The organism is Phycisphaerae bacterium, assembly GCA_035384605.1.
Classification (GTDB): domain Bacteria; phylum Planctomycetota; class Phycisphaerae; order UBA1845; family PWPN01; genus JAUCQB01.
The window spans coordinates 14,299-33,355 of the sequence record DAOOIV010000058.1; the positions used below are offsets into that span (position 1 = coordinate 14,299).

A 19,057-nucleotide genomic window follows, 5' to 3' on the forward strand; every position below is an offset into this window, starting at 1 on the left:
ACAAAACAGGCAAAAACAGACTCCGATGACTTGTTGGCGCCGCGCACACCACCATCAGCGCCGGGCCTGATCCGAATCGGCAACCTCAGCTCGTCAGCCTCAGCCCGTCAATCAGCGGCTGATCAAGCTGCTCTGAGGCCGGTTCAAGAGGCCGTCAAGGTTGTGAGTTTCGTGGTTGCTCAAAGAAACTCACAGGCAGTTCCGAGGATGACTTAAACTCATGCGGCATCGAAGCAATCCATTGCGCGGTAGCCGATCCGGGCGCGAGGAGAAAACCGAATCCCCGGAAAAGACAAGGTCGCGGCCAGAATCGCCACTGGGATCACCCCCAAGAACAGCGACGTTGTCACGATCCACGAGTTGACGAATCAGCAGCCGCCTCTCGGCGCGGCGCTGTCAAGTTCGAAACGCCCGCGCGCAAACACTGAATTAGGACTTTGTTAGCTTGGGTCCTGGCGCGCTGATGCGCATGTGTGTGCGCATTCGCTCCTGACGCAAATGACGTCGGTCCGCCACGTTTGCTACACCAAGTATCTCATCTCTCCGGATCTGCCATCATTGCCCCCCAAAAAAATTTGACATATTGCCGGTTTACCCTATTTTCATGGGCGTGTTTTTGAGTTATATAGATTCTCGGTGACAGCGATCGACCGGCATCGAGGGGGTTGGGCTCTCGCTCGGCGAACACCCATCCATGCGAGCGACCACAATCCCAACGGTCCGATGTCACCAGGGAGTATCGCGGGGATCCAGGGATTGGTTCCCCAAGGAACCGGTAAGGAAGCTTTCACTTCTAGCCGGTCCAGCGAGTGAACTGAACAGGTTAACGTGTACACCGGGTTGCGGCTTCCGCCGTTTTCGCTCGACGGTTGGATTTTCCGCGGCTCGAAAGAAGCGACCCTCACGCGTTCCGCGCCCCCGCCGGGAGGTTCGTCCGTGCGGTGATTTGTGCGTGCCGGAGCTTCAAGTGGGAGGTTCGCGATGGCTGACAAGAAGGACGATATCCGTGCTCTGTGGAACCGGTACTTCAAGACCCGCAGCGACGAGGCCCGCAACAAGGTCGTGGAGTACTACGCTCCGTTGGTTCACATCCAGGCCGCAAGGCTGTCCCGCAAATTGCCGGCGCAGATCGGCTACGACGAGATCTGCAGCGCCGGCTACGATGGGCTGATCGAGGCAGTCGAGGCCTATAACCCGACCAGGAAAGCGAAGTTCGAGACGTTCTGCCAGCAGCGCATCGTTGGCGCCGTGATGGACTGGCTCCGCAGTCTCGATCCCCAGTCGCGCACCGTCCGGACCTTTGAGAAACAGCGCATGATGGTGCGTGAACTACTTGATGCGGAGCTGAACCGTCCTCCGATGCACCACGAGATCGCCAAGCGCATGGGGCTATCGCAGGACCGCTATGATCAGCTCTCACGAATCTCGCAGCTCGGGCGCGAGGTCCATTTCTCCGCGATGGACCCGAAGGACTCGAGTTCGCGCAGCCGTTCGAGCGAACGGAACTGGGATATCGGCGATCGGCGGCAAACCGATCCTGCGGCCCGAATGGCCCGCCAGATGCTGACCAACTATCTGACGCGGGGCCTCAGCCGCGAGGAGCGCCTGGTTCTGATCCTATACTACTACGAGGATCTTACCATGGCCGAAATCGGGGTGGTCCTCGATCTGTCGGAATCCCGCGTCAGCCAGATCCACAAGGACGTGATTACGCGGCTCCGCAACCGCTTCAAAGGCAAACTGGAGGAAGAACTCGTCGCCTGACCATCCGGCCATGGAGCGCAACATCCGATTCCTGATCGCCTACGACGGCACGGATTTTCACGGATGGCAGAAGCAGCCGGAGATGCGAACCGTCCAGGATGTTGTTGAGCAGGCCACGCGCCGCGTGGTCCGCCACCAGGTGGGGCTCAACGCCGCAGGCCGAACCGACGCGGGCGTCCATGCGGCGGGTCAGCAGGCGAATTTCGAAACCACGTGTGAGATTCCGCTGATCAACCTCCGAAGGGCCATCGGTTCACGTCTGCCGAAAGACGTCTCTCTGCTGCACGTCTCGGAGGTTCCCCTGGGTTTTCGGTGCTCGCAGGACGCGGTATCGAAGCTTTATCGCTACCGCATTTACAATGCGACGCGCCGACCGGTGCAGGAGCATCTGCAGCGATACACTTACCACTTCTGGAACGAACTTGACACGATGCGCATGCAGGAAGCGGCGAACCGTCTCGTCGGCACACATGATTTCGCCGGCTTCGCCAGCAAAGGCAGCGAGCGGGAAACGACCGTCCGAACCATCTTGCAGGCGAGTGTTTCCCGCCGATACGATGAGATCCTGATCGACGTCGAAGGGACGGGCTTTCTGTACAATCAGGTGCGGAACATGGTGGGCACGCTGCTGGAAATCGGTCGTGGACGCTGGGCCCCCCAACGAATCGACGAGATCCTGGCCGCCCGCGACAGACGATTGGCGGGGCCGACCGCACCGGCCAGGGGGTTGTGCCTTCAGTGGGTCAAATACGATCTTACGCGACCGCCCGGCTGGAAAGGGCTCGGCATCACTTCCGTTCCGGACGAGCCTGCTGCCGCGGAGAACTCATGAACGTCTGCCATGTCATCACCCGACTGATCATCGGCGGAGCACAGGAAAACACGCTGCTGACCTGTGAAGGATTGACGCGACGAGGCCACAAGGTCACATTGGCCGTCGGTCCTGACACCGGCCCGGAGGGCTCGCTCTTCGAAGAGACTCGGGCGCGCGGCTATGACGTTCGGATCATACCGGCGATGCACCGTGCGGTTCGCCCCTTTGCCGACCTGGCCGCTTGTCGGCAACTGTGGACGCTTTTTGACAAGCTGTGCCCGGACGTCGTCCACACACATAGCAGCAAGGCCGGCATCCTGGGCCGCTGGGCCGCCCACCGGGTCGGAGTACCCATCATCGTCCACACCATTCACGGGATGAGCTTCAATCGCACTCAGCCTGCTCCGATTCGCTCCCTGTATCGTTTCCTGGAGCGTCGATGTGCTCGGTATACCGACGCCCTGATCGGCGTGGCCGAGGCCATGATACGCCAGTCCGTCGAGGCCGGCATTGCTTCGCCCGACCGGTTTGTGACCATTTACTCCGGCATGAGAACCGAGTGGTATGACCCCGCAAGACATGACCGTCAGGCAATCAGGCAACAATGGGGTTTCGGCGAGGACTGCGTGGTCTTCGGCACCGTCGCTCGGTTGTTTCGCAACAAGGGATATGAACAGCTCATTCCCGCAATGGCGGAGGCTTCCCGCCGCTGCCCCAGCCTGCGCTTTGTGTGGGTCGGCGACGGATCTCAGCGAAGCGAATATGAATCGCAACTGCTGCGCCTTGGCCTGACCAACCGAGTCCGCCTGACAGGCCTTGTGCCGCCGCTTGAGGTGGCCCGCCTGCTGGCCGGTATGGATGCCGTGGTCCACGCCTCCCAGTGGGAAGGGCTGCCGAGAGTAGTCGTGCAGGGCCTGATCATGTCCAAACCGGTGATCAGCTTCGATATCGACGGAGCGCCCGAGGTGGTTTTGCCGGATCAGACAGGCCTGCTTGTGCCCTTGAACGATATTCAGGGGCTTGCCGAAGCGATGGTAAGACTCGCCGGCGATGCCGCCATGCGTGACCGAATGGGCCGCGCCGGTCGTGAATGGTGCCTCCGCCGTTTCGACCACGAACGCATGGTCGATGACATCGAATCGCTTTATAAGAAGCTGGCCGACCGACGCAGGTAGCGCCGATCGGCCCGCAAATGATCGTGAAGAAACGTCCGCCCGGCACGGGAACGGCGTTTATGCCTTGGCCAGCGCGACGATCTTGTCAAACGCGGCCTGGTCATGAATCGCCAGCTCGCTGAGCATCTTGCGGTTCAGGATGACATTGGCCTTCTTCAGGCCGCTCATGAATCGCGAGTAGCTGATCCCCCGGGCGCGGCACGCGGCGGTCAGCCGGGTCACCCACAATGAGCGGAACTCCCGCTTCCTGGCTCGCCGATCGCGAAACGCGTACTGGCCGGCACGGGTCAGCGCGTTCTTCATCGTCCGGGTCAGCTTGCTGCGAGCGGCGCGATAACCCTTCGTCGCGGCGCGGAGCCTTCGTTTGCGCCTCGCCCTAGCGGCTCCACAAGTTGCACGTGGCATTCTCGGTCTCCTGCGTCGATCGCCCCACCAACACCAGGCCGGATGGCGACCTTCTGGCAATCCTCACGTTCGTCACTTGCCCAGAACGAAGAGAACCTTGCGGGCGTCGGCCTTCGGCATGAGCGCCGCTTTCTTAAGGCGGCGGAGACGACGACCAGACCGACCGCTCAGCAGGTGTCCGGCGAACGCCTTGCGGCGCTTGACCTTGCCTCTGGCGGTGACCTTGACCCGCTTATCTAAACCCTTGTGTCTCTTCATTTTGGGCATGACGGACCCATCCTGGTTTTCAAAACAAGTCGAAAAGCAATCTTCGGATTGTACCGCAAACCCGAAAAAACGCAAACAACTCGCCGGGCTAGAACCGGATGGAAAACTTACGGTGGCACCCGGTGGCCGGCGCGTCCTGCCGCTGTCGACTGCGGATGTAGCCAGCCATGCACTCTTCTACCGCATCGAGGAACCGCTCGACCTCAGGTCGGAGGCCCTCCGCCACCAGTTCCACCCGTCCATCGGGAAGGTTTCGGACGTAGCCGGTCACCTCGTAGTCGCGCGCCACCCGCTCGGTCCGATATCTGAAGCCCACCCCCTGGACGGCCCCCGCAAAAAGCACGGTGCAACAGACGCGATCCTGGGAATCGGCCATGACTCAGGCCCCCGGCAACAAGGGCCCCAACAGGCCCCCCGTGGCTCTGACGGTGGCGTTTTACGAGGCCTTTTTCTCGAAGTCGTCGAGCTTCTTAGTGAACTTGTTCACCTGATCGTCCTTGAGTAGGAAAACAGCCTTGCTGCCCGAAAGGACCGCGTAACGGCTCTTGTCGGTATCGCCCGCGGGCCCCGTGGGGGAGAGCAGGATCTCGATCCGCCTGCCGCCGTCGGCCACCAGCGAGACGCGATCAACCTGCCCGGTCAGTCCGTACTTGGCCAAGTCGTCCGCCTGGTATGCCACATAACGATGCGTCTTGAGGTCGCGAACGGCGTTCAGAACCTCATCAATCTTGGTCTTGTCAATCGGCAGGACCGGATCGGCCACATAGGTCCACTCGTCCCCGGACTTACGGAAGCTGAGTTCACTGCCGCCAACCACCAGCGTCAGATCGGTTACCGTCGCGGTATCCAGCCTGGCCACCTGACGATCGTGCATCTCCGCGGTGGCATCGTCATAGATCTTGTTTTCCAACTCGTAAACGAGATCGCGATCCTCACGGCACGCGTAAGTCTTGCCGCCCTTTTGACTGAGCACCAGGCGATGGATTGTCGGCGGTGGAGGAGGCGGCTCAGGCTGACTGGCGGCAGGCTGCTCCTCGGCCGTCCGGCTCTCGGCTGCCTTCCGCTCGGCAACGAGCTTCTCCAGCATTTCCGTCGCCTTCGGATTCCGTTGGTCGTCCGGCAGGCTCTTCTGGAATTCCAGCAACTCTTCCGGAGACATTCCCGGAGCGTACTTGGCCGGCTTGGTGGCAGCGGGTTGCGATGCCGGTTGAGTAGCCTCCGCTTTCTCCTTGGCGATCATGTCTTTGAGCATTTCGATTGCCAGCGGATTCTGCTTCTCCTTGGGAAGAGTCAGCGTATAATCCAGCAAGTCCTGGAGCGTCGGCTTTTTGCCCGCTTGCGTCGTTGCCGGTTTCGTGGTCGCCGGTTTTGTCGTTGCCGGGGCCGAGGAGGCCACCTTGACCTTCGGGTCCGCGGTGAGCGGCTCCACGTAGACTGCCAGCGTCACTGTGGGCGAGTCCAATCCGAAAGCTTTCTTGTCTTTGCCGACGATGCCCTTGGCTCGCAGGGTCGACAGATCCTGCGTCAGGTTCCGAGCTGCGTCCGCGTCCACAGAAGCCTGAACGGGACTGATCATCGACCAGATGTTCTTCTCCTGCTTGAGAACGACGGTTTCGGCCCCGGCACGGGCGATTTCGAGTCTCGTCGCGCGCTCGCGCGGGAACTCCAGTATCTGACGGTCGCCGTAGGCAATTGGCCCGGCCAGCAACTGCGTCACCTGGTCCTCGCGGACGGCGGCCACGGCGTCTTCGGCGGCGTTCTTGACGTAGACCATTTTGCCGCTGGAACTCTCCGGTCCGACCAGCACGGTAACGGGATTGGCCTCGCCTTCCTGGGTGACCGTGACGGCGGCCCGCGGATTGTTCCAGTCGAGCGGCATCAGCAGCTTCGAGGTATCGACAAAGTCGACGGCTTTCAAATCCGCCAGGGCCTTGATCAGATCAGACACTGCGGTCGCATCGCTGGCCGTCCCGTCGGCAAACGACCACTTGCCTTGCTGCTTGACCAGCGTCATCTCGCCATCCGGGGTTTTGCTGACCACTCTGATCACCTTCGCGCTCTCAACCTTGGCCAGCGTCTTGTCTCGCAGATCGGAGACCTTCTTGGCAAAATTGTCCACCGTGCCGGCGTTCAGCGTGAACACCCACGGCGCCGACTTGAGGCGGGCGTAGTACTTGTTTTCGCCGGTCGACCCGCCGACCAGGAGCACATTCTCGACTTCCTCCGTCGAAGGTTGGGTGTCGGCCGGCTTGGTGTCGGGATCACCCGGCTTGGCCTTGGGCGGCACCGTCCTGGTGCTCTTGAGCGTCAGAGTCAACCTCGGCTCATCCAGCCCGTACACCTTGTAACTGGCGGGCGTGTCGTCTACGAAATCCGCGACATACAAGCTGATCAACGGGTTGGCGACGTTGGTTTCGACCGCGCTCTTGTCCGCCCGGCCCCGCTCGGGCTGCTCGATCAGCCAGTCGGAGCCGCTCTTCACCAGCTTGTAGGCCGACAAGCCGGATGCGGTGATCTCCTTCACATCGTCCAGTTTGACATTCACGACCCGCTTGTTGCGATAGTTCGAGATCTTCTTGTCAAATGCATCGGAGAGGCTCTCCTGCGACTCATAGATCACATCGGAGCCGCCCTTTTTCACGAAGTTGCCCCGGCCGGTGGGCAAGCTGTTGCCGACGACCAGTTCGGCCAGCACCTTGTCTTCCTTCATGAGTTTGACGGTCGCGACAGGGTTGTTGAATCGCGTGGCATTGTCATCCGGGCGATTCTTGTCACCGACCGGATACTCCTTGAGGTACTTCAGGTTCCCGATCTTATCGATGATGTTGTTGGTGATTTCCCACTCCGTCGCCGGGGCGGTAGTCGGCGCATGCATCATCCATCCGTCGGTTTCCTTTTTGAACACACGGGGAGACTGCTCCCCGCGGACCAGCACCTCAACACGATCCACGTCGGCCGGCTTGGGGTCAAACATCGCCTTGGCGGTGGTCTTGGGCTCCTCGACCGGCCCGCTCACGGGAGTCTCCCACGGCTTGACAACGAAGAACAGACACGCCGCCACAGCCACGGCCAGAATCGCCAGTATAAGTGTTGTCTTGGTATTCATGGCGTCTTACTTGCTCCGTACAAGCATGACCACGATCCCTGCCACGAAAACGATCGCCGCCCAGACCATCGTCACGGTCAATACCTTCGTCTGGGTTCCCGCCTTCAGCACCGGCACCAAGGGAATCTGCGACGGGCCGGATGCGATCATTTCTTCCTGATTGCAGAGCCACAGAACGGCATTGACAAACAGATCCGCGTTCTCGGTCGGTGGCGGATCGGTCTGGAACCGGGCGCGCTTGCCCTCGCCCAGGAACCGTGGCACGCGCCGCGTTAGATGCCAGTCCGTCAGAGATGCCCCGGTTCCGAGCACGACGACCCGGCTCTTAGGCTCGTTCTCACCGAAAGACTTCTCGATGGCCAAGGCAACCGAGAACGGCGGTTTCCAGATCGAATCCGGATCATCCCGGAACTGGCTCCGGTTCTCGCCGGTTGACAAGGCTTTGCTGATCATTTGAATGCCTTTGTCGCTGAACGCCCAGATGTAGTTCAAAACCGCCGGGACCTCCAGGATCGTGGAAACGCTCACGTCGGCCGGCGGCTCCTGCCCCTTGACCTTTGTGACCGGGCAGACGTCGTTCATCAGCATTCGCCGGGCCTTGAGCGGCGCTCCGATGGGCTGATCGGAAAAACTGCTAAGCTGCATATGGCCGACCTGCTCGATATCAATGCCGAACAGCGTCGGGTCATGAGTGTCGGGCAGCACTCGAAGCAACCGATAAGACTGGTGTACTTCAACGCCGTAGTTTTTGCTGAGGATGTCGCCGTAGGCATAAGGGCCGACCGGCTCCGGGCCAAACCAACTCATTCGTGGGATGACCCACGTGGCCAAGAAAATCGCCTTGGACCCCGCGGTCAGAAGGGGGCGTATCTTCTCAAGCTGCTCCTCTCCGAAACCCTTCTCCGGCGGCCGACCCATCATCGGATTGGGAGGCGACGTTTCCGCAGGCGGCAGGAAGACATAGATGGCCTCGGTGCCTTCCTCGGGTTGTGGCCGCTCGGCGTCCGTCCCCTCGGCGCCCAGGTTCCAGTCCTTCACCGCGAAATTCGCCTGTTTGAGTTTGTCCTTCAGCGTGCTCAACTGTTCGAGCGGGATTCGACCGGTGTTGCGGCCGCCTTGCCCCATCCGTCGGGCCATGGGGTCGGCCTCGGTCTCGTAGGCCACAAAGATCACCGTCCCGTATTTCTTCTGGCGGGTCATCGCCAGCAAGGCGCCTGAAATCGCGCTGTCGCCGTCAAACACGCGGGCGGTCCTGCTCTCGTCCATCCGCATCCGCATCGTCGGGTCGGCGATGGGCCAGACCTCGTCAAACTTCACCACCCGGACCTGGTCCCCCACCTCGATCACCACGAGGTTCTCGTCCTGCAGCCGTTCGGCGATCTCATCCAGCTCCAATTTGGGCAGGCTTTCGATCTTCTTGGCGATGTCCGCGATCTTGTCCAGGATTTCCTTGAACATCGTGCCTTCGCTGCCGCGGGCAAGAAAATCCCTGCTGGCCTGGTCAATACGGGCCCCGTCGTCAAGGATCGCGAGGATGCTGGACTTCCATTCCTTGTCCAGCTTCTGTCCTATGTTGCTGGCGATCTGTCGGAGCTGCCTCAACAAGCTCTGAAGCTGGTCCTTGGGTACGTTCGGCGCGGAGAGAACCTGTCGCACGGCCTGCACGTTCTCGCTGACGCTCTGGGCCGTCTCACTCAGGTTGGCCGACAGGGGCATCTTGGCCACCAGCGGCCCAAGTTGCACGTTAAGCATCCATCGCGGATGCTGCTCGATGGCCGGATTGGCCTTCACGAAGGAGTTGACCCTTCCGACTTCCTCCGTGAGCCACCGGCCGAGCGCATTGGAGGCCTTGGCGAAGTCCTGGATCGCCGGCTTGGGGTCATCCGGAATTGTTGTGTCACTCGGGTCGCCGACGCCGGCGACGAGGTTGGCCAGGAGCTTGTCCAGTTCCTCAAGCTGCTTGCGGGTCTTGGCCGCGAAATCCGAGTCCTTGTTCGACAGCACGGTTGCCAACGAGTTGATGTCCTTGCACCATTTCTGGGCATCCTCGAGCGTCTGCTTCAACTGGTCGTTGGTCTGCTTGATCTTGTTGGTGGCTTCCTGGTACTTGGGCATGGCGTCCTGACCTTCAGTCAGGTCCTGGACGTCTCGCCTGGTCTCAGCGATATTCTCGAGATTGGCCTTGAGGTTCAGATTGATGCGGTTGAGCGAGGAGAATCCGCCGAGCCAGGCGTTGTCGTCGCGCTGGAGGCCCTCGATCTGCGACTGGAGCGGCGGCAGGGATTGCTGCACGTCTTCCCAAAGGGTCCTGGCGGCGGCGATCACCTCGTTGTGTTTCTCGGCCGCCCCGCCGAACTTGCCCTGGATGCGGTTGCGCAACGCGAGCTTGTCCGCTGGACTGTAGCAGTGTGTAACCCTCACGCGCTTATCGAACTGAGCGATCTCGTCACAGAGATCCTCGACGCGAGGGAAATAGGTCTTGCGTTCGTACTCGGGCTCGACCGAGGTGTACACCGTGGTGATGGCAATTTTGTCTCCCTCGATCTGCTTCAAGACGTTTTTGGTCCGCTGGCTGAGGCGGTAGCTTGATGAACCGGCCGAGAGGTCCCATCGTTTGTTCAGTCTCGGGTCGGTGAACAGGAAATTGATGCCGACCACCACCGCCGCCAGCAGGAGAATGACGATGAAAACGTTGGTGCCGAAAAACAGGCGCCGGCCCGTGGCACTCATCTCGTGATGCTTGTCGTTTACCGCCATCGCCGCGACTCCAGAACCTTGATTGCCAGGAAAAGAAACAGACAGGTGTTCGACACGAAGAACACCACGCTCGCCGAGTCGATCATTCCCTTGTTGCAGTTGGAGAACTGATCGAGAATGTTCAACGACTTGAGGAACTTGCTGAGCCAGACGTTGGTCACCTGGGCGGTCGCGTACTCCGCCGCGAAACTGAACAGCGAAAGAACCGCCACGGCGATGATCGCGGCCAGAAGCTGGTGCCGCGTGGTGGCGCTGGCGAACAGTCCGACCGAGATGAACATCGCCCCCAACAGGATCAGACCGATGTAGCCGCTGACGATCTCCGTCCCGACCGGGTTGGCGTAAATCGTCATCAGGATCAGGTGGGGCACAGTCGTGGCCAACAAGCCGATATAGAAGATCAGGGCCCCGAAGAACTTGCCGAGAATCACCCCCGCGTCGGTTACCGGGGCGGTCATCAGGGACTCGATCGATCCTGAGGCGAACTCATCGGCCACCGAACGCATGGTAAGCAACGGCAGGGCAAATACCAGGAGGCCGGCGATACGCTCAAACAGCAACCGCATGCTCGCCTCGTTGCCCGGCTGAAGCACGTCGGTGGTGAAATACATCCCCGATAGCACCAGGAACACGAAACCGACAATGTAGGCGATCGGCGAGTAGAACAAAGCCGACAGCTCACGTTCCATCAGCGCGACCACGGCCACGGAGCTGGTCGCCCCGGCCGCGCTCGGCACCTTCGCTTCATTTTGCTCAGACATAAATGCCCGTCCTCAGTGAAACAGTATGGAAGCAACAGTCAGGCGGCGCGAGCGTTATCGCCCCGTCGAGCCGGCCGCCTCGGCGGTGATCTGGATAAAGAACTCTTCCAGACCGCCCGTCTCCAACCGCAGATCGCGCAGGCCCCAGTTATGGCGGGCGGCAACCGACGCGATCTCCTCGCGCACGTCACGTCCCTCGGAAGTCTCGATCCGAAGATGGTTCCAGCCTTCGTTCGGGTTGATCTCCACGTTTTTGACTCCGTTCACCTGCCGTATCGCCCGGGCCACGTCCTCCTTCGGCCCGCGGATTTCGGCGATCACCCGAGAGGCGCCCTTAATGCGATCCCGGATCTCGCTCATGGAGCCGCTGGCCCGAATACGTCCGCCGGCGATGATGATGGTCCGCTGGCACGTGGCCTCGACCTCCGGCAGGATATGAGAGCTGAGAATGATGGTATGCCGCCTGGCCAGGTCGGAGATCAGCTTTCGCGTCTCGCGAATCTGCGTCGGGTCCAGGCCGATGGTGGGCTCGTCCAGCACCAGAACCTTCGGATCGTGCAGGAGTGCATCGGCCAGACCTACCCTTTGCTTCATGCCTTTGGACAACTGACCGATCGGCCGATCGATGAAATCGCCCAGCCAAACCCGATCGGCCACGCGCCGGATCGCCGCCTCGCGTGCGCTTCGCTCCATTCCGCGGAGCTTACCGCGGAAGTTGAGGAACTCACGCACCCGCATTTCCTGGTACAGGGGATTGCTTTCCGGGAGGTAACCGACGCGACGCCTGACCTCGAGCGATTGGGTGAAGACGTCGAAGCCGGCAACGCTCGCCGAGCCGCTCGTGGCCGGCAGGAAACAGGTGAGTATGCGAAGCGTAGTGCTCTTGCCCGCCCCGTTGGGCCCCAGAAAACCGACAATCTCGCCCTCTTCCACGCTGAACGAGATGTTGTCGACCGCCTTGTGTGAGCCGTAGAACTTGGTCAGATTTCTCACCTCGATCATGTGATTTGCTCTCGTTCCTGCCTTTGAATGTACAAGCGACCACGGAGCTCTTCGAGTTCCCCGGCCGCAGCCTTTCCTGTAATCTTTCTGACGTTATTTCTGATCCCGCGCAGGGTCTCCGCCCGTCGGCACACCGTTTACGCCGCGCTATTACGAAACTCACGCGGCCGTGGTTCGCCGCCCTGCGGACGAGCATGCTCGGCGCGTCCGGCGGGGGCCAAACTAGATAGCACCCCAGGCCACCCATGTCAAGTTCTCATGAACAGTCCCGCAAAAGCCAGATCCCAGGCAGCCGAGGTTGTGAGTTATCAGTCGCGGCGACCCCGCAGCGCGTGCTGCGCCATCCCGTCCGCAGACACAGTGCCTGTCAGGTTCCTGCGGGCGCAGTGGGTCTTAAACGCTTAATTTACAAAAAGATACGTCGCGAACACTTCTTGGGTTCAGCGAGTATGGAGATTTGCACCGGCGCGGACCAGAGGCAAAGCCCTGCTATCCCAATGCGCGTTCCACAAAGGGCCGCAGGGCATGAAGCAGCGTCTCGCCCACAAGCCCTTGCCGAAGGTCGGTTCGAGCATCAAAAGGCGCTATCAAGGGCATCGAAATCTTAGCCAGCCGGGCGATGACTTCAGGATTAGTTTCCTCGGCCAAGGTGGCGGAGTCGGGCCGGTAACCGTTAATCACCACGCCCGAGATGGGCAGTCCTCGCGTCCGGGCGGCCTCGATGGTCAACAACGTGTGGTTGATCGTCCCCAGACCCGGCCGGGCTACAATAATCAGCGGCAGGTTGAACCGCTTGGCCAAGTCAGCCATGTTGTTTTTCGGGTCGACGGGGACCAGAAGCCCTCCGGCCCCTTCGACCAGAACCCAATCGGCAGAAGCCCGCAGCCGACACCAGCTTTGGTCAATCGCCTCCCAATCGACCGGCTTGCGGGTGTGCTCGGCCGCAATCATCGGAGCCACATCCCCCCCGTACCGCACGGGATTGATGGTCTCAAGAGTCGCGTCGCTCTCGGCACAATGAGCAAGGAATTCAGCATCTTCACTGGCCAGCCCGAGCCGCACGTCTCTTCGGCACCCCGTGGCAACCGGTTTGAACACAGCCACCTTGCGGTTGTGCTCGCGGAGCAGCATCGCCAGTGCGCCGGCAATCACCGTCTTGCCAACGCCTGTATCCGTTCCTGTAATAAACCAGCCTGGCAAGGGAGCATCTCCAGCGGTCTGTCAGTCTGTTCGGCTGTTAGTCCGTTAGAACCTGACGGCCAGGCATCTGTGCGGCTTGCGCGCATCTTTCTGGATGGCAGAGCGCTTGGGTTGCGGCCCGCAAAAAGGCGGTCCGCCTTGGGCTGTTTGTTCCGCAAGCCGCTGCTTACTGGCACAGTCAAACAAGATCACAACCTGTACCCCTCAATTTCATAGAATCCGAACAAGGGACAATCGCACGGAGCCCTGGAAACGGCCTTGTTCTCGGATTTCTTGCCTTGCACCGAAACACCACCGCCTGTGCATCTCGGCGTGCGCGACAGAGCAAGCTCCATTCTCAATTCCGCACTTGCCATTCTTCATTGGCCAGCGTTGCCGTATGCGACGCTGGAGCGCATTGACCTTAGTTCGGCTGCATTTGCACAGATCAGGCACGACCCGCTGATGCTGTTCAGCGACGGCCAATCGCCAGATCAATGACCTGCACGTCCACATCCCGGTCGCGGAGAATCACCAGAATGTTGCCCTGGCGGTCCGCGACGACGCTGGCAGCTCCGTACGTTTGTCCGGTCCACGGCCCGTGGGTGATCATCCCCACCAGGTCCGTCCCCACGACTGGGCAGCCGGCCCATTGAGCCGCTTGGGCCACTGTTTTGTGGAGGTTTTTGGCGTGCCCGGGCCACTTTTCCTTCGGCGCCGCCCAGCCGTACGGGACCAGCAGCACGTCCGGCTTGAGTGAGCCGGCCCGCTTGACGTACTCCTCGGTGAAGGTATCCGCGCAAATGAGCATGCCAATCCGCCCGAGCGGCGTATCCACGGCCTTGATATCCTCCGGCTTGCCCACCGAGTACGGCGGGTCCATGAGCTCAGGCAAAACGTTCAGTTTGCGATGCTTGAGCAGAATCTTGCCCTTCTCATCCACCAGAATGGCTGAGTCATACAGGCACCCGGGCTCCGCCAGTTCATCAATGCCGATCGAAATCATCATCTTGTATTTGCGGGCCAGGGCGGCGACTCGATCGGAATGTGGCCCCGGAATCGGGCCGGCCAGTTTGAAGGCATCGGGGTTCTCCCAGCCCAGTATCGCAGACTCCGGAAAGCACGCCAGTTGTGCCTTGGCGGCCGCGGCGACTTCCAGGGCGTTTTCGATTCGCCGGAAGTTGCCCTCCGCATCACCGTCAATACACAGGATCTGGCAGATCGCAACGCGGATCTGCCCGGCGTCGGCTTTCGCGGGCTTGGTGGACTGCCTGCCCGCAGCAGTATCATCTCCACCACCGGTTTTCGCGGCCGCGGGTCTTGTCTTCTGCTTGGGCGTCTTGCCGGCCATGGTCGTCTCCTGTTGAACACCTTCCTCGTCACCGGCCGAGGCAAAGGCAGCGCCCGGCCGAAGCGGCGATGGTACAGCGGCGATCAAAGCAAGGCCAACAAGTACCGTGAGCACGAGGAGAAGCTGTCTCTGAACAAACATGCTGAACGCTTTCTGAATCAAGGCTTGCAGTTTACGTCGGCCGGAACGTTCTCACCGCTGAGACAGGCCTGGAAGAAGCCGAAGTCCGTCTGGTCGATATCGCCATCATCGTCGGCGTCGACAAGCGTGCACTCGGCGCTGAACGGGATCCCGGGGCCGCTGCTGCACGCCGAGAAGATCTCGAAATCGTCCTGATCGACGTCGAGGTCGCGGTCAAGGTCGCCGTAAGCGAAGGGAATGGGGTCCGAGATGTGCAGGAAACTGCTGCCAGACGGTACCGGCTGAAAAATCACGTTGCGATTCCAGAAAAAGTTCATGCCCAGCACACCGTCAAACTGCCCTCCATCAGGCGAGGCCATGTCCACAACCACAAACGGGGCCTGAGAGAACTCCAATGCACCGCCGGCGGCGTTCATCTTGACGTAATCGACCCAGAATCCCGGCACGTCGGTAGTCAGGCCGCCGATTCCGCATATGTCGACCGTGAAGTCGGGATTATACAGGTCAAGGTTGAGATTGGCGGCCATGCCTGGCGTGATGATCGAACTTTGGGCACCCGTGTCGACGAGCACTCGCATGTTCTGTAAGGGATTGGTCGGCCCCGGTTCTCCTTCGATCGCCCCGATCGTCCCAAAGAAATACCCACCTAGCGGAATCATGCCGCTACCCATACCCAAGAGCGTCGGCAGGATGATATCCACCTCCCACGTCCAGGGATCCAACAGGCCGTAGTATGAGGCCGTTGTCACCGGAAGCCCGCCCGAGCTGAAGGTCATCGACATCTTCCGAGGATACAGCGGCAGGGCGATCGACTGATCCTGAATCTGGACACTCGGGCTGAGCACGTCGTCGCCGCCAAAACCACGACGTATCGGGGTGTCCACTCGAATAATGGTATTGAAGAATGACACAAAACCTGTTCCCAACACGGCGGTCAGCCCCTCGCCGTTACCACACGCAATCTCAGGTGCTACCAGCAGGCAGGTATTGCCGTGACCGACGACTTTGGTCAGGTCAAGCAGACCTGAGGCTGCGTCGACAGCGCTCAACCCGTTCGCAAAATAACCAACGGGCTTGGAGATGATGGCATCGACGGTCCCTCCCGTACCGCCGATCGGAAAGGGGTTCCCCGTCAGACGCGTTCCGGTGAGGCCCACGATCCAGTCCCACGGCTCAGCTACCAAGTCAACGACTGAGCCGCTGTCGAAGATGCCGATGATAAAGTTCGCGTTCGCAGGCGCATTCAGGGCGTTGCCTGTGTAGGTATGGTGCACAGTGTGATCCCACATCAGATCATCGAATTCCCGCTTATCCGAGGTTGTTATGGCCACGAGAGGAGAAAAACCCGCCAGAGGCGGCCGGGGAAACGGCGTGGACAGCGTACCAGCCGTCATGGGCTCGGCTGCAGTCACAACTGATGAGGGGGCAGCGAGAGCTTGAGTATTGATGGCAGGTGACGACGCCGGGCGTCTGACCGCCACGATTCTCATTCCACCCGAGGTGCGAATGTTGACCTTGCTGCCGGCCGAACTCGTATCCTCGGCCGCCAGCAGCGCACCACTGCTGACGACGATCCATCCGACGGCCAGCAGCACTGGCATCCACGTCTTGAGTCCATGCATCATGTGATCTCCCTCCGAGACGGGGCAGACTTCCCCCTCCCGCAAGTGCTGTTTCCGACTTATTGTACCCTGCCCCAGCCGCCCTGGCACCCGGAAATCAGGTTTCGAACTTACCCCACCTTCAAGTCGTAGGGTTTTCGGGGCGATTGTCTTATAATCAGGCGGGCATCAGACCAAGGGCCTCTCTGTCAAAGGGTCAGTATTTATGGAAGCGAACCTTCAACTGGCAGGCGATCCTCTCCTGGCCAAGGTGGCCGAGCTGCGAAACAACATTGATCGGGTGTTCCTGGGGAAGCCCAATACGGTCACCCAGGTTCTGGTTGGCCTGATGAGTCGGGGGCACCTGCTGATCGAGGACGCACCGGGTGTGGGCAAGACCGTGCTGGCCAGGGCCTTGGCTCGCAGCCTGGACCTGTCCTTCTCCCGAATCCAGCTCACCCCCGACCTGCTCCCGTCGGACATCATCGGGGTCAGCATCTACGATGCGAAGACCGGCACCTTCGAGTTCAAGCGCGGGCCTATTTTCGCCCACATTATTCTGGCCGACGAGATTAACCGCACGACTCCCCGCACGCAGTCGGCCCTGCTGGAGGCCATGAACGAGGCTCAGGTCAGCGTCGACGGTCGGACCCTGAAACTCGAGCAGCCTTTCCTGGTCATCGCGACGCAGAATCCGTTCGAGTTCGAGGGCACCTATTTTCTGCCCGAGAACCAGCTCGACCGTTTCGCTCTCAGAATCCGCATCGGCTACCCCAGCCGTGAAGTCGAAGCCCGTATCATCCGCGAGGACCCGAGCAAGACGGCCCTGGAGGTTCTGCGACCCGTGATGCGCCGCGAGGACCTGATTGCGATTCAGGACCGCGTGCCCCAGATCCGCATCGACGACCGGTTGGTCCAGTACGTTCTGGACCTGCTTGAAATCACCCGCGAGCACGAGCACCTGGAACTGGGTGTCTCGCCTCGCGGAACCCTGGCCTTTATTCGAGCCGCACAAGCCGCCGCCATGCTCGCCGGCCGGGACTATGTCATTCCCGATGACATCAAGTCCCTGTTCATTCCCGTCTGCGCGCACCGCATCGCGACGAAGAGCTTCGTGCACGAGGGACATACAATCAGCGCCGAACAGATCCTGACCGAGATCCTCCGCACCGTGACCGTGCCTGAATAATGGGCACGCGCCACGGCCGCGCGCCGACGGGGACAATCAGATGACCGCCTTGGCCGACAGGTGCATTCTCCTCGAACCGCAGCACAAGCGTCTCGACGCCCCGCGCGCCCAGACTGCCCGAAGAACGCTTCATTTTACCTTCGGTGGTCTGCTCTTCGCTTTTGTGAACGTTGTCGTACTGCTGGCGGGCCTCAACAGCGAGGCAAACCTGCTCGTTCTGCTCTTCGGAATCGGAGTGGGCGCTTTGCTGGTGAACGCGGTATTCCCCATCCTCATGCTTCGCCGAATCGAGGTGGACCGAATCGCGCCCGAAGGCGTCGTGGCCGACCGCCCCTTCGCCGTGGCTTATCGGCTCAGAAACCGCCGCAAACGGCTGCACGCTCGGGGCCTGACGGTCACCGAGATGCGGGTCAATGACCGGCCGGCACGATTCCCGACCGTTTTCGTCGAATGTCTGCCCCCTCGACAGGAGAAACGTGTAGAGGCACTCGGCCAATGCCCCCGGCGCGCACACCTGGTTCTGACCGGCATCCGGGTCTCCTGCGGTTATCCGTTCGGTCTTTTCGCATGCGTGCTGGAAGCCCCCTCAGCGGGCAGCCTCACCGTGTATCCCGCCATGGGCCGAATGCGCCATGACCTATGGAAAAAGACCGCAGGAGGCCAGTCTCAGTCAGCCCGCACAGCCCGGGAACGTGAGAACCCAGACGAATTTGTCGGCGTTCGCGAGTATCGCGAGGGTGACAACTACCACTGGATTCATTGGCGACGTTCGGCCCGTACTGGTGAACTGGTCGTGAGGGAAATGCTATCACCGCGCCAGACTCGGATGATCATCATCCTGGATCCCTGGCCGGACGCGGCGGGGAACACGTCGCGCCCCCAGCAAGACACGGACGACCATGACGGACGGGCCGAGCGACTCATCAGCGCCGCAGCCACAGCCGCCTGTGCGGCCCTGGAACAGGGACACCGGGTAGGTCTGATCTGCCGGGCGGCCAAGCCCGTGGTCATCGCCCCGACGGCCGGCAAGGTCCATCGACAACGCCTGCTCACGGAGCTCGCCGGCATAGGTCCCGGCGCCCAAACGAGCTTCGACGAACTGGTGGGACGCGTGCATTGGTCCACGGGCTGGAACGCTCGCTGCCTGTTGCTGAGCAGTCACATACGGAGCGTCCATCAGCGCGTCGCCAGAATCATCGGAACCAGGGCTGAAACGATCCTGGTTTTGTCCCCCGACAGCGAACCTTTCGACTTGCTGTTCGACCTGACCCATCCAGGCGCTCCCGTCAGGAGGCGTCGATGAACGCGATGATCCGACGATTCTGCTCGGAAGGGGCCATGCTGATCGGCGTGGTTGTCCTGCTGGCAAGTGCCGAGCGATCGGCGCACCCCGAGAACTTCTGGTTGTACGTGATTCTGACGCCGGCAAGCGGTGTCGCCGGCCTCTGGAGCCTGCTGTACCGCGGACGCCCCCTCCTCTCGGCCCATACGGCCCTGGTTCTCGGCGTCGTCGCTTTTGTCTTCCTGATCATCGAGTGGGGCTGG

General features: G+C 60.9%; 16 protein-coding genes. 6 read left to right on the forward strand and 10 right to left on the reverse strand.

Annotated elements, in window-relative coordinates; all coding sequences use genetic code 11:
* Positions 1–981: 981 nt before the first annotated feature.
* The 3 genes from PLL20_13335 to PLL20_13345 are packed head-to-tail and all read left to right on the forward strand — an operon-like array spanning position 982 to position 3,753.
* A complete protein-coding gene (locus PLL20_13335; protein ID HPD30975.1) occupies positions 982–1,764 on the forward strand; it encodes a sigma-70 family RNA polymerase sigma factor in 783 nt (260 codons plus the stop codon).
* Positions 1,765–1,774: 10 nt separating this feature from the next.
* A complete protein-coding gene (truA, locus tag PLL20_13340) occupies positions 1,775–2,596 on the forward strand; it encodes a tRNA pseudouridine(38-40) synthase TruA (protein ID HPD30976.1) in 822 nt (273 codons plus the stop codon).
* Complete coding sequence (locus tag PLL20_13345) at positions 2,593–3,753, forward strand: glycosyltransferase family 4 protein (GenBank protein ID HPD30977.1); 1,161 nt, start codon at positions 2,593–2,595, stop codon at positions 3,751–3,753. Before truA ends, PLL20_13345 begins: the two co-directional genes overlap by 4 nt.
* Before the next feature lie 57 nt (positions 3,754–3,810).
* Here PLL20_13345 and rplT read toward each other — a convergent pair whose 3' ends face one another.
* The 10 genes from rplT to PLL20_13395 form a co-directional block, all read right to left on the reverse strand.
* Positions 3,811–4,158 carry a 50S ribosomal protein L20 gene (gene rplT, locus PLL20_13350; GenBank protein ID HPD30978.1) on the reverse strand — a complete coding sequence of 116 codons (348 nt, stop codon included), beginning with the start codon at positions 4,156–4,158 and terminating at the stop codon, positions 3,811–3,813.
* Between the two features lie 72 nt (positions 4,159–4,230).
* Positions 4,231–4,425 (reverse strand): 50S ribosomal protein L35, encoded by a 195-nt coding sequence (gene rpmI, locus PLL20_13355; protein ID HPD30979.1) that lies wholly within the window; start codon positions 4,423–4,425, stop codon positions 4,231–4,233.
* An 88-nt stretch (positions 4,426–4,513) separates the two neighbouring features.
* Positions 4,514–4,801, reverse strand: coding sequence for an acylphosphatase (locus PLL20_13360; protein ID HPD30980.1), 288 nt, complete (start codon positions 4,799–4,801; stop codon positions 4,514–4,516).
* Positions 4,802–4,861: 60 nt separating this feature from the next.
* Positions 4,862–7,531, reverse strand: coding sequence for a DUF4340 domain-containing protein (locus PLL20_13365; GenBank protein ID HPD30981.1), 2,670 nt, complete (start codon positions 7,529–7,531; stop codon positions 4,862–4,864).
* Between the two features lie 6 nt (positions 7,532–7,537).
* Positions 7,538–10,288 carry a hypothetical protein gene (locus PLL20_13370; GenBank protein HPD30982.1) on the reverse strand — a complete coding sequence of 917 codons (2,751 nt, stop codon included), beginning with the start codon at positions 10,286–10,288 and terminating at the stop codon, positions 7,538–7,540.
* Positions 10,279–11,049 (reverse strand): ABC transporter permease, encoded by a 771-nt coding sequence (locus PLL20_13375; protein HPD30983.1) that lies wholly within the window; start codon positions 11,047–11,049, stop codon positions 10,279–10,281. Before PLL20_13375 ends, PLL20_13370 begins: the two co-directional genes overlap by 10 nt.
* Before the next feature lie 54 nt (positions 11,050–11,103).
* Entirely contained in the window at positions 11,104–12,051 is a 948-nt protein-coding gene (locus tag PLL20_13380; GenBank protein HPD30984.1) for an ATP-binding cassette domain-containing protein, read from the reverse strand.
* Positions 12,052–12,540: 489 nt separating this feature from the next.
* Entirely contained in the window at positions 12,541–13,251 is a 711-nt protein-coding gene (bioD, locus tag PLL20_13385) for a dethiobiotin synthase (protein ID HPD30985.1), read from the reverse strand.
* 451 nt (positions 13,252–13,702) lie between these two features.
* A complete protein-coding gene (locus tag PLL20_13390; protein HPD30986.1) occupies positions 13,703–14,722 on the reverse strand; it encodes a carbon-nitrogen hydrolase family protein in 1,020 nt (339 codons plus the stop codon).
* A 17-nt stretch (positions 14,723–14,739) separates the two neighbouring features.
* The gene (locus PLL20_13395) at positions 14,740–16,347 is read right to left on the reverse strand and encodes a retropepsin-like aspartic protease (protein HPD30987.1); all 1,608 of its coding nucleotides are present in this window, start codon (positions 16,345–16,347) and stop codon (positions 14,740–14,742) included.
* A gap of 202 nt (positions 16,348–16,549) precedes the next feature.
* On the opposite strand from PLL20_13395, the gene PLL20_13400 reads away from it, so the two are divergent.
* From PLL20_13400 to PLL20_13410, 3 genes are all read left to right on the forward strand, one after another.
* Positions 16,550–17,512 carry a MoxR family ATPase gene (locus tag PLL20_13400; protein ID HPD30988.1) on the forward strand — a complete coding sequence of 321 codons (963 nt, stop codon included), beginning with the start codon at positions 16,550–16,552 and terminating at the stop codon, positions 17,510–17,512.
* A gap of 40 nt (positions 17,513–17,552) precedes the next feature.
* Positions 17,553–18,815 (forward strand): DUF58 domain-containing protein, encoded by a 1,263-nt coding sequence (locus PLL20_13405; protein ID HPD30989.1) that lies wholly within the window; start codon positions 17,553–17,555, stop codon positions 18,813–18,815.
* On the forward strand, positions 18,812–19,057 hold a 246-nt coding region (locus tag PLL20_13410), incomplete at its 3' end, for a hypothetical protein (protein ID HPD30990.1). The genes PLL20_13405 and PLL20_13410, both read left to right, overlap by 4 nt.

Coding starts and splice junctions, on each gene's coding strand:
- PLL20_13335 (HPD30975.1), top strand. CDS start 982: ATGGCTGACAAGAAGGACGATATCCGTGCTCTGTGGAACCGGTACTTC.
- truA (HPD30976.1), top strand. CDS start 1,775: ATGGAGCGCAACATCCGATTCCTGATCGCCTACGACGGCACGGATTTT.
- PLL20_13345 (HPD30977.1), top strand. CDS start 2,593: ATGAACGTCTGCCATGTCATCACCCGACTGATCATCGGCGGAGCACAG.
- rplT (HPD30978.1), bottom strand. CDS start 4,158: ATGCCACGTGCAACTTGTGGAGCCGCTAGGGCGAGGCGCAAACGAAGG.
- rpmI (HPD30979.1), bottom strand. CDS start 4,425: ATGCCCAAAATGAAGAGACACAAGGGTTTAGATAAGCGGGTCAAGGTC.
- PLL20_13360 (HPD30980.1), bottom strand. CDS start 4,801: ATGGCCGATTCCCAGGATCGCGTCTGTTGCACCGTGCTTTTTGCGGGG.
- PLL20_13365 (HPD30981.1), bottom strand. CDS start 7,531: ATGAATACCAAGACAACACTTATACTGGCGATTCTGGCCGTGGCTGTG.
- PLL20_13370 (HPD30982.1), bottom strand. CDS start 10,288: ATGGCGGTAAACGACAAGCATCACGAGATGAGTGCCACGGGCCGGCGC.
- PLL20_13375 (HPD30983.1), bottom strand. CDS start 11,049: ATGTCTGAGCAAAATGAAGCGAAGGTGCCGAGCGCGGCCGGGGCGACC.
- PLL20_13380 (HPD30984.1), bottom strand. CDS start 12,051: ATGATCGAGGTGAGAAATCTGACCAAGTTCTACGGCTCACACAAGGCG.
- PLL20_13390 (HPD30986.1), bottom strand. CDS start 14,722: ATGTTTGTTCAGAGACAGCTTCTCCTCGTGCTCACGGTACTTGTTGGC.
- PLL20_13395 (HPD30987.1), bottom strand. CDS start 16,347: ATGATGCATGGACTCAAGACGTGGATGCCAGTGCTGCTGGCCGTCGGA.
- PLL20_13400 (HPD30988.1), top strand. CDS start 16,550: ATGGAAGCGAACCTTCAACTGGCAGGCGATCCTCTCCTGGCCAAGGTG.
- PLL20_13405 (HPD30989.1), top strand. CDS start 17,553: ATGACCGCCTTGGCCGACAGGTGCATTCTCCTCGAACCGCAGCACAAG.